The 12,819-nt window shown below is 71.8% G+C and carries 11 protein-coding genes; 7 read left to right on the top strand and 4 right to left on the bottom strand.

Going from position 1 to position 12,819, the window contains the following annotated elements:
- Positions 1–128: 128 nt before the first annotated feature.
- Complete coding sequence (locus tag FAF44_RS21655; RefSeq protein WP_237105041.1) at positions 129–842, top strand: vancomycin high temperature exclusion protein; 714 nt, start codon at positions 129–131, stop codon at positions 840–842.
- Here FAF44_RS21655 and FAF44_RS21650 read toward each other — a convergent pair.
- From FAF44_RS21650 to FAF44_RS21635, 4 genes are all read right to left on the bottom strand, one after another.
- Entirely contained in the window at positions 818–2,008 is a 1,191-nt protein-coding gene (locus FAF44_RS21650) for a PrsW family intramembrane metalloprotease (protein ID WP_237105040.1), read from the bottom strand. The genes FAF44_RS21655 and FAF44_RS21650 overlap by 25 nt on opposite strands.
- Complete coding sequence (locus FAF44_RS21645) at positions 1,995–2,972, bottom strand: cation diffusion facilitator family transporter (RefSeq protein ID WP_237105039.1); 978 nt, start codon at positions 2,970–2,972, stop codon at positions 1,995–1,997. Before FAF44_RS21645 ends, FAF44_RS21650 begins: the two co-directional genes overlap by 14 nt.
- Positions 2,969–3,352 carry a helix-turn-helix transcriptional regulator gene (locus tag FAF44_RS21640; protein ID WP_237105038.1) on the bottom strand — a complete coding sequence of 128 codons (384 nt, stop codon included), beginning with the start codon at positions 3,350–3,352 and terminating at the stop codon, positions 2,969–2,971. Before FAF44_RS21640 ends, FAF44_RS21645 begins: the two co-directional genes overlap by 4 nt.
- A gap of 68 nt (positions 3,353–3,420) precedes the next feature.
- Positions 3,421–4,365 (bottom strand): heme o synthase, encoded by a 945-nt coding sequence (locus tag FAF44_RS21635; protein ID WP_237105037.1) that lies wholly within the window; start codon positions 4,363–4,365, stop codon positions 3,421–3,423.
- 321 nt (positions 4,366–4,686) lie between these two features.
- Between FAF44_RS21635 and tkt the strand changes: the two genes are divergently transcribed.
- From tkt to pgl, 6 genes are read left to right on the top strand one after another with little or no spacing between them, the layout of a single operon-like run.
- Complete coding sequence (tkt, locus tag FAF44_RS21630; RefSeq protein WP_308193354.1) at positions 4,687–6,780, top strand: transketolase; 2,094 nt, start codon at positions 4,687–4,689, stop codon at positions 6,778–6,780.
- Positions 6,781–6,787: 7 nt separating this feature from the next.
- Positions 6,788–7,879 (top strand): transaldolase, encoded by a 1,092-nt coding sequence (gene tal, locus FAF44_RS21625; RefSeq protein ID WP_237105036.1) that lies wholly within the window; start codon positions 6,788–6,790, stop codon positions 7,877–7,879.
- Entirely contained in the window at positions 7,879–9,492 is a 1,614-nt protein-coding gene (locus FAF44_RS21620) for a glucose-6-phosphate isomerase (RefSeq protein ID WP_237105043.1), read from the top strand. The genes tal and FAF44_RS21620 overlap by 1 nt, the downstream gene beginning before the upstream one ends.
- A 1-nt stretch (position 9,493) precedes the next feature.
- Complete coding sequence (gene zwf, locus FAF44_RS21615) at positions 9,494–11,095, top strand: glucose-6-phosphate dehydrogenase (RefSeq protein ID WP_237105035.1); 1,602 nt, start codon at positions 9,494–9,496, stop codon at positions 11,093–11,095.
- Positions 11,096–12,010 carry a glucose-6-phosphate dehydrogenase assembly protein OpcA gene (gene opcA, locus FAF44_RS21610; RefSeq protein ID WP_237105034.1) on the top strand — a complete coding sequence of 305 codons (915 nt, stop codon included), beginning with the start codon at positions 11,096–11,098 and terminating at the stop codon, positions 12,008–12,010.
- 23 nt (positions 12,011–12,033) lie between these two features.
- Complete coding sequence (gene pgl, locus FAF44_RS21605; RefSeq protein WP_237105033.1) at positions 12,034–12,807, top strand: 6-phosphogluconolactonase; 774 nt, start codon at positions 12,034–12,036, stop codon at positions 12,805–12,807.
- Positions 12,808–12,819 lie beyond the last annotated feature (12 nt).

Genomic DNA, 12,819 nt, shown 5'->3' with positions numbered 1-12,819 from the left:
ACCCCCGTCAGCCCCTCCCCCACCGAAGCCGCCGCCGCCGTCTGAGCGGATATGCAAGGGTATGTGGGGTTAGGTACGCCACTCCCCCACCCGAGCAGGAGTGCGATTTGCGGGGAAAAATCCGTTCCTTGGTGCAGGCCCCTTCCCGCAGGACGCTGCGCCGGGCGTACCAGGGGCTGGTGCTGGCCAGCGTGCTCGCCCTGGCGCCGATGACGTGGGCCTGGCTCGGCAGTTCGGGCCACCGGGCGATGGCCGAGGACGACGGCTGGGTGCGCCGGATGCCCGAGACACAGGCCGCGCTGGTGCTCGGCGCCGGCCTGTACGCCGGTCGGCCGAGCGCCATGCTGGCCCGCAGGCTCGACATCGCCGCCGAGCTGTACCGATCGGGCAAGGTGCGGGCGCTGCTGCTGTCGGGCGACAACGGCCGCGAGGAGTACGACGAGCCGACGGCCATGCGCGACTACCTGCGCGCCAGGGGCGTGCCCGACGCGGTGATGGTGCTGGACTACGCCGGGTTCGACACGTGGGACTCGTGCGTGCGGGCGCGCCGGGTGTTCGGGGCCGAGCGGGTGACGGTGGTGACCCAGGAGTTCCACCTTCCCAGGGCCGTGACGCTGTGCCGGACGGCGGGGCTGGAGGCGTTCGGCGCCGGCGACGACTCGGCCAGGCGCTGGGCCGCCACCACGTACGTGTCCGCCGCCCGCGAGCTGTTCGCCACCGCCAAGGCGTTCGCCGACGCGATGATCCTGCACTCCGACCCGGTCTTCCCCGGCCCGCGCGAGGTCTCGCTCACCCGTGTCCTGGACCGGCCCGCAGCTCAGCCGGGCGCGCCGGGCGCGTAGCCGGGCGGCGGCGACCCCCTGGCCACCGACCTGGCGTGCGGCTCGGAGCTGGGAAAGTCGGCGCGCGCGGTGCTCATGCACTCCAGCAGCGCCCGCTGCTCCTCGTGGAAGGCGTGCTCGTCGACCATGTGGCGGGCCGCCCGCTCGTGCAGCAGCCCCAGCTCGGTGGCGGCGAGCTGGTAGTCGCGCATGGCGCGCAGCCCGCGCTTGCCGCCGCGCAGGCGGGCCCACTGCCTGGCCTGGCGGCGCCGGGGGAAGGTGGACAGCATGTAGATGTCGGCCTGGCTGACCAGCTTGGTCGGCTCGTACGGCGGCAGGTAACGCTGGATGAGCGCCACGATGCGCCGCCGGTCCTTGAACACCACGCCGATGAGCACCACCAGCACGACCAGCAGCACCAGGTAGGCCACGATCAGCCCGGGGAAGCCGCCGTAGGAGGCGAGACCGTTCCACAACCCGTGCAGGAGCATCGCCCCGGTCCAGCCCGCCAGCACGTACGTGGTGCGCTCGGGCCCCCGGCGCTGGGCCGCGTACGCGACGGCGACCCCGATCATGGAGCTGAACAGCGGATGCGCCAGCGGCGACAGGATGCCGCGCAGCACCACCGTGACGGCCAGCCCCTTGACGCCCGAGGTGGACAGCGCGCCCAGGTAGTAGCTGACGTTCTCGCTCATGGCGAAGCCGAGGCCGACCATGCTGGCGTAGATGACGCCGTCGGTCGGCCCGTCCAGCTCGGCCCGGCGGAACCTCAGCAGGCCCAGCAGCACCAGGCCCTTCATCGTCTCCTCCACCACCGGCGCGCCGAAGGTGGCCGCGAGGTTGCGGGCGCTGGCCTCCGACAGGTTGGCGGTGTCGATGATGTAGTGCAGGTTGAGCGAGTTGATCACACCGGCCACGAGCACCGCGATGCCCGCGCCCCAGGCGAAGGCGAAGATCAGGTTGCTGCGCGGCTCCGGCTCCATCCGGTCGAGCGCCAGCACCGCCGCGAGCAGCAGCGGCACCGGGGCGAGCGCGAGGGCAAGGGCGATGAAGAACTGCACCGGCGCGCCGTTGAACACGTCGAAGGAGAACGAGACCAGCGCGCACAAGCCGGTGAGGACCAGCCCGATGATCAACGTGAACGACGGGCGGTCCTTCAACACCCAGCGTGGATCACGGGTCGCCATAGGGTGACTTTAACGGATCAGAGTGCCGGGGTCCGTGCGGGTCTTCGCAGTGCCGGTCGAGGCCAGGGCTGCCGTGGTCGACCTGGAGCGTCGTGTGGCCGATCTCGAACCGGTCGTGCAGCAGGTCGGCGAGCCGCGTGCGCACGCTGTGGCAGTCGGCGCCCCTCGCCACGATCACGTGGGCCGACAGCGTCGGATAGCCACTCGTCACCGTCCAGACATGAAGGTCGTGCACCTCCTCGACGTCGCGCTGGGCGGCCAGCAGGCGGCCGATCTCGTCGGGGTCCAGGCCCGGGGGCGCCGCCTGGAGCAGCACGCGACTCGAGTCGCGCAGCAGCCCCCAGCCGGCCTTGAGCATCAGCGCGGCCACGACCAGGGCGGCGATCGTGTCGGCCTGGCGGAAGCCGGTCAGCCAGACCACGAGGCCGGACAGCGCCGTGGCGATGAAGGCGTACATGTCGTTGAGCACGTGCTGGAAGGCACCCTCGACGTTGAGGCTGCGCCGGTCGGCCCTGGACAGCAGCCAGGCGGCCAGCGCGTTGACGGCGATGCCGGCCAGGGCCGTCACCAGCACCACCGGCCCGTGCACGGCCGGCGGCTCGACCAGGCGGCGCACGCCCTCATAGACGAAGTACGCCACCAGCAGCAGCAGCGTCACCCCGTTGAGCTGCGCCGAGAGGATCTCGGCCCGCTTGTAGCCGAAGGTGTAGGCCCCCTTGGCCGGCCGGGCGGCGAAGCGCATCGCGACCAGCGCCAGCACGATGGCGCTGGCGTCGGTCAGCATGTGGGCGGCGTCGGAGATCAGCGCGATCGAGTTGGCGAGCACGCCGGCGACGACCTCGACGGCCATGTAGCCGACGATGAGCGCCAGCGCGCCGATCAGGTAGCGGCGGTCCGCGTCCGGGCGCACCCCGTGCCCATGACCGTGCCCATGACCGTGCCCGTGCCCGTGGCCCGCGCTCATCCGGTCTCCTTCAGGTGCTCCCGGCTGAGGTCGAGCAGGAGGCGGACGTGGGCGTCGGCCAGCCGGTAGTAGATCATCCGGCCGGACCTGCGGCCGGCCACGATCCCGGCCGTGCGCAGCAGGCGCAGCGCGTGGGAGACGGCCGTGTCGCTCACCTCGACGGCGTCCGACAGGTCGCACACGCACAGCTCCCCCGCCTCCAGCAGCGCGTACAGCAGCCGGGCCCTGGTCGGGTCGCCGAGCAGGCGGAACAGCTCGGCCAGCCGGGTGGCCTCCTCAGGCGTGACGAGCCGGTCGCGGGCGGCCGCGACACGGGCCGCGTCCGGCTCCTGCACGGCGCACCCGTGCAGACCGGCCACCACACCTGAAGAACTGTTCATGTGTGCATGATATGGACCGGAAAAAGCCCGGCGCAACGGCCGGGCCCTCCGCGAGACGCGCGTGTCGCTCAGGCCAGCAGCGGATCGATCGCCACGGCCAGGAACAGCAGCGCCAGATAGGCGTTGGACCAGTGGAAGAACCGCATCGGCCGCAGGTCGACGCCGCTCTTGCCGGCGTTGAGCCGGGCCAGCAGGCGGTGCACCTCCCACAGGCACATGAAACCCAGCACCGCGGCCACCACCGGGTAGAACAGCGTGGTGCCCGCCACCGGCCACAGCGCCAGCGAGCACAGCACGGTGGCCCAGGTGTAGGCGATGGACTCCAGCACGACCCGCCGCTCGGTGGCCACCACCGGCAGCATCGGCACCTTGGCCGCCGCGTAGTCCTCCTTGTAGCGCATGGCCAGTGTCCAGGTGTGCGGCGGCGTCCAGAAGAACACCACCCCGAACAGCACCAGCGGCGCCCAGTCGAGCCGCTCGGTGATGCCGGCCCAGCCGATCATGACGGGCATGCAGCCCGCGATGCCGCCCCACACGATGTTCTGGGCCGTGCGCCGCTTGAGCAGCATCGAGTAGACCAGCACGTAGAACAGGATCGCCCCGAGCGACAGCAGCGCGGCCAGCCAGTTGGTCGTCAGCCACAGGCCCGCCGTGGACAGCGCGCCCAGCACGAGACCGAAGACGAGCGCGCCGCGCGGCGAGACCTGGTGCCTGGCCAGCGGACGGCGGCGGGTGCGGCGCATCTTCTGGTCGATGTCGCGGTCGACGTAGCAGTTGAGCGCGTTGGCGCTGCCCGCCGACAGGGTGCCGAACACCATGACCGCGATCGACGTCCACAGCGGCGGCAGACCGCCCGCGGCCAGGAACATCACGGGCAGCGTCGTGATCAGCAGCAGCTCGATGATCCGCGGCTTGGTGAGCGCGATGTAGGCCTTCACCGTCGTGGCGAACGAGCGCGGCGCCTCCACACGGGGTGACGGGGCCGTCGCCTGCCTGTTTGTCAGCACCGTCAAGGCGCTTCCAGCCTGTCGGAAGTCAACGCGTAACCTCTGATAAGAGCGGATCCATGGGCGGGCGCCGTGACGCCCCTGCGAACAAACAAACTGTAGTCGCAGAGGCGGCCGGTCCGGCCAATGGGGGGCTTGCGCCGTACATGGACACGCGCGGGTGGAATGGGAATCGATCGTCGTCTCCACTCGGTTAGGGTCCGTGTAGGCGCGGGCCGCGCAACCTGCGGGCGGCCGCCGGACGCGGTCCGCCGCGGGCGGGACAGCCGACCGGCACAACCCGATGACAACTAGATTCCGGAGATCGAGCACTTGAGCACCGAACTCGTGCCAGCCCTTGAATGGACCGACCTCGACAAGCAGGCGGTCGATGTCGTTCGAGCCCTGGCGATGGACGCAGTGGAGAAGGCGGGCTCGGGTCACCCCGGCACCGCCATGAGCCTGGCCCCCGCCGCCTACCTGTTGTTCCAGCGGGTGATGCGCCACGACCCGACCGATCCCACCTGGATCGGACGGGACCGGTTCGTGCTGTCGTGCGGCCACAGCAGCCTGACCCTCTACATCCAGCTCTACCTTTCCGGTTACGGCCTGACGCTGGACGACCTGCGGCGGCTGCGCCAGTGGGACAGCCTCACGCCCGGCCACCCCGAGCACGGCCACACCGCCGGCGTGGAGACCACCACCGGCCCGCTGGGCCAGGGCCTGGGCAACGCGGTCGGCATGGCCATGGCCGCCCGCCGCGAGCGCGGCCTGTTCGACCCCGAGAGCGAGCAGGGCGCCTCCCCCTTCGACCACCACATCTGGTGCTTCGTCAGCGACGGCGACATCGAGGAGGGCATCAGCCACGAGGCCAGCTCGATCGCCGGCCACCAGAAGCTGGGCAACCTCATCGTCATCTACGACGACAACCACATCTCCATCGAGGACAACACGCAGATCGCGCTGTCCGAGGACGTCGTCAAGCGTTACGAGGCCTACGGCTGGCACACCCAGAGCGTCGACTGGACCGCCTCCGGCGAGTACGTCGAGGACGTCCCGGCCCTGTACAAGGCGCTGGAGGCGGCCAAGGCGGAGACCGGCCGCCCGTCGTTCATCCGGCTGCGCACGATCATCGGCTGGCCCGCGCCGAACAAGCAGAACACCGGCAAGATCCACGGCTCCGCCCTGGGCGAGGCCGAGGTGGCCGCCACCAAGCGGGTGCTGGGCATGGACCCGGCCAAGACCTTCGACGTGCCGGCCGAGGTGCTGGCGCACGCCCGCGGCATCGCCCAGCGCGGGCGCGCCGGGCACGCCGAGTGGGAGAAGTCGTACGCCGAGTGGCGGCTGGCCAACCCCGAGCGGGCCGCCGAGCTCGACCGCATCTCCCGGCGCGAGCTGCCCGCCGGCTGGGCCACGGCGCTGCCGTCGTTCCAGCAGGACGCCTCCGTCTCCACCCGCAAGGCCAGCGGCGACGTGCTCAGCGCGCTGGCGCCGGTGCTGCCGGAGCTGTGGGGCGGCTCGGCCGACCTGGCCGACTCCAACCTCACCACGATGAAGGGCGAGCCGTCCTTCATCCCGGAGGAGCACCAGACCAAGGAGTTCCCCGGCAACCGCTACGGCCGCACGCTGCACTTCGGCATCCGCGAGCACGCCATGGGCGCGATCCTGAACGGCATCGCGCTGCACGGCGGCACCCGCCCGTACGGCGGCACGTTCCTGGTCTTCTCCGACTACATGCGCCCGTCGGTGCGGCTGGCCGCGCTGATGAAGCTGCCGGTCACCTACGTCTGGACGCACGACTCGATCGGCCTGGGCGAGGACGGCCCGACCCACCAGCCGATCGAGCACCTGTGGGCGCTGCGCGCGATCCCCGGCCTCGACGTGGTGCGTCCCGCCGACGCCAACGAGACGGCGCACGCGTGGAAGACCGTGCTCGAGCACACCGACCGCCCGGCCGCCCTCGCGCTGACCAGGCAGAACCTTCCGGTGTTCGAGGGCACCAGCGCCGAGGGCGTGGCCCACGGCGGTTACGTGCTGCGCGAGGCGTCCGACGGCCAGCCCAGGGTCATCGTCATCGCCACCGGCAGCGAGGTGCAGATCGCGCTCGACGGCCGGGAGCTGCTGGAGGCGCAGGGCATCCCGACGCGGGTGGTCTCGATGCCGTGTGTCGAGTGGTTCAACGGGCAGGAGACCGCATACAAGCAGACGGTCCTGCCCTCGTCGATCCGGGCTCGGGTGGCGGTCGAGGCGGGCATCGCGCTCGGCTGGCACGAGTACGTCGGCGAATGCGGCGAGGTCGTCAGCCTCGAGCACTTCGGTGCTTCTGCCCCGTACAAGACGTTGTACGAGCAGTTCGGGCTGACGGCCGACCGCGTCGCGGCGGCGGCGAAGGCGAGCCTGGCCAAGCTGGGTCAGGACAAGGGCGAGACGACGGGAAACTGAAGACAAGATGAGCGAGATCCTCAACAAGCTGTCCGGCCAGGGCGTTGCCATCTGGCTCGACGACATCAGCCGTGAGCGCCTGCGCAGCGGCAACCTCGAGCAGTTGATCCGGGACAAGAACGTCGTCGGGGTCACCTCCAACCCGACGATCTTCGCCAACGCGCTCAGCAAGGGCGACGCCTACGACGCCCAGCTCCACGACCTGGCCGTACGCGGCGTCGACGTGGGCGAGGCCGTGCGCGCCATCACCACCTACGACATCCGCTGGGCCGCCGACGTGCTGCGCCCGGTCTACGACGCCACGGGCGGCGTCGACGGCCGCGTGTCGCTGGAGGTCGACCCGCGGCTGGCCCGCGAGAGCGAGAAGACGATCGCCGAGGCCCGCGCGCTGTGGTGGACGGTCGACCGGCCCAACCTGCTCATCAAGATCCCCGCCACCCTGGAGGGGCTGCCCGCGATCACGCAGGCGCTGTCGGAGGGCATCAGCGTCAACGTCACGCTGATCTTCTCGCTCGAGCGCTACCGCGCGGTCATGGACGCCTGGCTCGCGGGTCTCGAGGCGGCGCAGGCCAAGGGCCTCAACCTGGCCACGATCGAGTCGGTGGCCTCGTTCTTCGTCAGCCGCGTCGACACCGAGATCGACAAGCGCCTCGACCGGCTGGGCAAGCCCGAGCTGAAGGGCAAGGCGGGCGTGGCCAACGCGCGCCTGGCGTACGCGGCGTACGAGGAAGTGGTGAACTCCGAGCGCTGGCAGCGCCTGCGCGCGGCGGGCGCCCGTCCGCAGCGTCCGCTGTGGGCCTCGACCGGCGTGAAGAACCCCGAGTACTCCGACACCCTCTACGTCGACCAGCTCGTGGCCCCCGGCACCGTCAACACGATGCCGGAGAAGACGCTCGACTCCACGGCCGACCACGCCAACGTGACCGGCGACACCGTGCGTCCCTTCTACGAGCAGGCGTGGAACACCATGGCCGCGCTCAAGGACGCCGGCGTCGACTACGACGACGTGGTGAAGGTCCTGGAGGACGAGGGCGTGGAGAAGTTCGAGGCGTCCTGGAACGAGCTGCTCGAGAGCGTCACCAAGAACCTGGTTCCGTGATGGAGGTCTCCTTCCGCGAGGAGGGGGTGGCCTCGGCCGCCTCCTCCGTCGCGGGGCGCCTCGTCGCCGACGGCGTGCCCGCGCGGCTCGCCGGCGGCGACCCCACGTTGTGGGGTGAGGACGCCGAGGCGGAGGCGGCTGTCAGGCTCGGCTGGCTGACGCTGCCCCGCTCCTCCCGCGAGCTCCTGCCCGCCCTGGGCGAGCTCGCGGCGGGGGCCCGTGCCGAGGGCCTGACGAACGTGGTCCTGGCCGGGATGGGTGGCTCGTCGCTGGCGGCGGAGGTCATCTGCGCCACCTTCGACGTGCCGCTCACCGTGCTCGACACGACCGACCCCGGCCAGGTCCGCCGGGCGCTGGCCGAGCGCCTGGAGGCCACGGTCGTGGTCGTGGCGAGCAAGAGCGGCTCGACCGTGGAGACCGACTGCCTGCTGCGGATCTACCGGGAGCTCTTCGCGGAGGCGGGCCTCGATCCCGCGGGCCGCGTCGTGGTCGTCACCGACCCGGGCTCGCCGCTGGAGCGGCTGGCCGCCGACGGCGGTCACCGGGTGGTGCTCGCGCCGCCCGACGTGGGCGGCCGGTTCTCCGCCCTGTCGCCGTACGGGCTGGTGCCCGCGGCGCTGGCGGGCGCCGACGTGGCCCGGCTGCTCGACGACGCCGGGCAGGTGCTGCCGCTGCTGTCGCTCGACAGCGGCAACCCGGGGCTCGACCTGGGGTGCGCGCTCGGCGGTGCGGCGCTGGCCGGGCGCGACAAGCTGGTGCTCGACGACCAGCTCTCGCCGTCCTACGGGCTGCCCGACTGGATCGAGCAGCTCGTCGCCGAGTCGACCGGCAAGCGGGGCAGGGGCATCCTGCCCGTCGTGGGCGCCGACCCCACCGGGGCCGCCGACGAACTGGTCGTGGCGATCGAGTCCGACGCCGGCGACGTGCGCGTGGACGGGCCGCTGGGCGCGCAGTTCCTGGTCTGGGAGTACGCCACCGCGATCGCCGGGCTGCTGCTCGGCGTCGACCCGTTCGACCAGCCGAACGTGGCCGAGTCGAAGGAGAACACCGCCGTCCTGCTGGCCCTGCCCGACCTGCCGGTGGGCGCGCCCGCGTTCGTGGACGGCCCCGTCGAGGTGTACGGCGCGGCCACGGCCAAGGACCTGCCCGGCGTGTTCGCCGCGTTGCTGAACGCGGTCCCCGGCGACGGCTACCTGGCGGTCATGGCCTACCTGGACCGGCTGGCGGCCTTCGACGCCCCCGTGCCCGACGGGGCCGACTTCGAGCAGATGACCGACGCGTGGATGATGGCCGATCCGCTGACGTTGCGCGCGCTGCTGGCGTTGCGCACCGACCGGCCGGTGACGTTCGGGTGGGGGCCGCGGTTCCTGCACTCCACCGGGCAGTACCACAAGGGCGGGCCGCAGAACGGCGTGTTCCTGCAGATCACGGGGGCGGTGACGGACGACGTCGCCGTGCCCGGCAGGCCCTACGGCCTGGGTGGGCTGCAGCTCGCCCAGGCGCTCGGCGACCTGGGCGCCCTGGAGACCCGCGGGCGCCCGGCCGTACGACTGCATTTGACCGACCGCGCGGCGGGCGTCGCGCGTTTGCTCGAGGCCGCACAGGAGGCTTGAGATGACAGACCCGGCAGCACCCGCGGAGGAGGCCGTCACCGTGGCGGCGGCCGTCGCGGGCACCGCCACCACCGAGGAGGTGGCCGCCGCCAACCCGCTGCGCGACCCGCGCGACAAGCGGCTGCCCCGGGTGGCGGGACCGTGCGTGATGGTGTTGTTCGGCGTGACGGGTGACCTGGCCAAGCGCAAGCTGTTGCCGGCGATTTACGACCTGGGCAACCGGGGGCTGCTGCCGCCCGGCTTCTCGCTGGTCGGTTTCGCCCGGCGGGATTGGAAAGACCAGGATTTCGCCCAGTTGACGCACGACGCCGTCAAGGCGCATGCCAGGACCCCCTTCCGTGAGGAGGTCTGGAAGCAGATCCGCGAGGGCATCCACTTCGTGCCGGGCGAGTTCTCGGACGACGGGGCGTTCGACGCGCTGGCCATGGCGTTGGCCGAGATCGACGAGACCAGGGGCACCGGCGGAAACTACGCTTTCTACCTGTCGGTGCCGCCGAAGTTCTTCCCCGTGGTGGTGGAGCAGCTCAAGCGCACGGGGCTGGCCGACGCGCCCGACGGCTCGTGGCGCCGGGTGGTGATCGAGAAGCCGTTCGGGCACGACCTGCAGTCGGCGCACGAGCTGAACGAGATCACCACCTCGGCCTTCCCGGAGAGCTCGATCTTCCGGATCGACCACTACCTGGGCAAGGAGACCGTCCAGAACATCATGGCGCTGAGGTTCGCCAACAACCTCTACGAGCCGATCTGGAACCGCGGCTTCGTCGACCACGTGCAGATCACGATGGCCGAGGACATCGGCATCGGCGGCCGGGCGGGCTACTACGACGGCATCGGCGCGGCCCGCGACGTGATCCAGAACCACCTGCTCCAACTCCTGGCGCTGGTCGCGATGGAGGACCCCACCTCCTTCGACGCCTCCGCGCTGCGGCGGGAGAAGGAGAAGGTGCTCAAGGCCGTGCGGCTGCCTGCCAACCTGGGGCTCAACACCGCGCGCGGCCAGTACGCGGCGGGCTGGCAGGGCGGCGAGAAGGTCGTCGGCTACCTGCAGGAGGACGGCATCTCGCCCGAGTCCACGACCGAGACGTACGCGGCCGTGAAGCTGGAGATCGCCAACCGGCGCTGGGCCGGCGTGCCGTTCTACCTGCGCACCGGCAAGCGCCTGGGCCGCCGCGTCACCGAGGTGGCCGTGGTCTTCCAGCGTGCCCCGCACCTGCCCTTCAGCAAGGACGACACCGAGATCCTGGGCCAGAACGCGCTGGTGGTCCGCGTCCAGCCGGACGAGGGCATCACGGTGCGCTTCGGCTCGAAGGTGCCGGGGACGGCGATGGAGGTGCGCGACGTCTCCATGGACTTCGCCTACGGCGAGTCGTTCCTGGAGTCGTCGCCGGAGGCGTACGAGCGGCTGCTGCTCGACGTGATGATCGGCGATCCGCCGCTCTTCCCGCACCAGCGGGAGGTGGAGCTGTCGTGGAAGATCCTCGACCCGATCGAGGACTTCTGGGCCACGCAGGGCCAGCCCGAGGCGTACGAGGCGGGCTCGTGGGGGCCGGAGTCGGCCGACGCGATGATGGCCCGCGACGGCCGCGTGTGGAGGAGACTCTAGATGACCACGTTCATGCTGACGGACACCACCGCCGGCAAGATCGCCGCCCAGTTCACCCACCTCCGTCACCAGATGGGCGCCCCCGCCATCGGCATGGTGCTCACGCTGGTCGTGGTCTGCGAGGAGCGCCACCAGTACGACGCGCTGCGCGCGGCCACCGAGGCGGCCCGCGAGCACCCCTCGCGCATCATCGTCGTGATCAAGCGGGAGCCGGAGGAGGCCATCCGGCTCGACGCCGAGTTGCGCATCGGCGAGAACACGCCCGGCGAGGTGGTGGTGCTGCGCCTGTACGGCGAGCTCACCGAGCACGCCGACTCCGTGGTCAGCCCGCTGCTGCTGCCCGACACACCGGTGGTGGCGTGGTGGCCGGGCGCGGCCCCCGACGCGCCGTCCAAGGACGCGATCGGGGCGCTGGCCCAGCGCCGCATCACCGACGCCAAGGGCTTCGACGACGGCGGCGTCAAGTCGCTGGTCACCCGGGCCAAGGGGTACGCCCGCGGCGACACCGACCTGGCCTGGGCCCGGCTGACGCCGTGGCGCAGCCTGCTGGCCGCCGCGTTCGACCAGCCGGTGGGCAAGGTGCGCAAGGGCGTCGTCGAGGCCGCCGCCGGTCATCCGAGCGCGCCGCTGCTGGCCGCCTGGCTGTCGGAGCGGCTCGGGGCGCCGATCAGGGTCGTGGAGTCCGGCGGGCCGGGGCTGACCTCGGTGCGCCTGCAACTGGCCGAGGGCGAGCTGACGGTGGTCCGCACCGACTCCCGCCTGGCCACGCTCTCCCGTCCCGGCCAGCCCGACCGGAACGTGGCCCTGGCCAGGCGGCAGACCTCGGAGCTGATGGCCGAGGAGATGCGCAGGCTCGACAGCGACGAGATCTACGAGGCCGCGGTCAAGCGATTCGCGAGGACGTACAAGGGATGACGGCAGTTCAAGGAGAGACGGCCATGAACGTTCCGGGCATCGTCGTGCACCGTGACGGCGACGTCCTGGCCAAGGCCGTGGCCGCGCGGATCATCACGCGGCTGGTGGACGCGCAGTCGGCCAAGGGCTCGGCGTCGATCGTGCTGACGGGGGGCACGGTCGGCATCGCCACGCTGGCGGCCATCGCCGCCACCCCCGCCAGGGACGCCGTCGACTGGCGGCGCCTGGACGTCTGGTGGGGCGACGAGCGTTTCGTGCCCACCGGTGACAAGGAGCGCAACGAGACCGGCGCCCGTGAGGCGCTGCTCGACCACGTGGACGTGGACCCCGCCCGGGTGCACGTCATGCGCGGCCCCGACGCGGGCATGACGGCCGAGGAGTCGGCCGACGCGTACGCCGCCGAGTTGCGCGCGGCGGCCCGTCCCGAGGACCACGGGCCGGTGCCGGGCTTCGACGTGATGCTGCTCGGCATGGGCCCCGACGCGCACGTGGCCTCCCTGTTCCCGGGGCTGCCGGCGCTGTACGACAAGCGGCCGGTGGTGGCGGTGCACGGCTCGCCGAAGCCGCCGCCGACGCGCATCTCGCTCACGCTGCCCGCCATCCAGGCCGCGCGCGAGGTGTGGGTGGTGGCGGCCGGGGCGGAGAAGGCGGGCGCGGTGCGGCTCGCTCTGTCGGCCTCCGGGCCGGTGCAGGTGCCGGCCGCGGGGGCCCGCGGGCGGGTCAGGACGCTGTTCCTGCTGGACCGCGGGGCGGCCGGCAAGATTCCGCCGGAGCTGGGACGAATAGCCTCCCCGTGAACGGCGCCGCTC

The organism is Nonomuraea sp. MG754425 (assembly GCF_021699195.1).
Lineage (GTDB): Bacteria > Actinomycetota > Actinomycetes > Streptosporangiales > Streptosporangiaceae > Nonomuraea.
The sequence above is the reverse complement of the archived record's forward strand: the minus strand, read 5'-3'. Positions and strand labels throughout refer to the sequence as shown.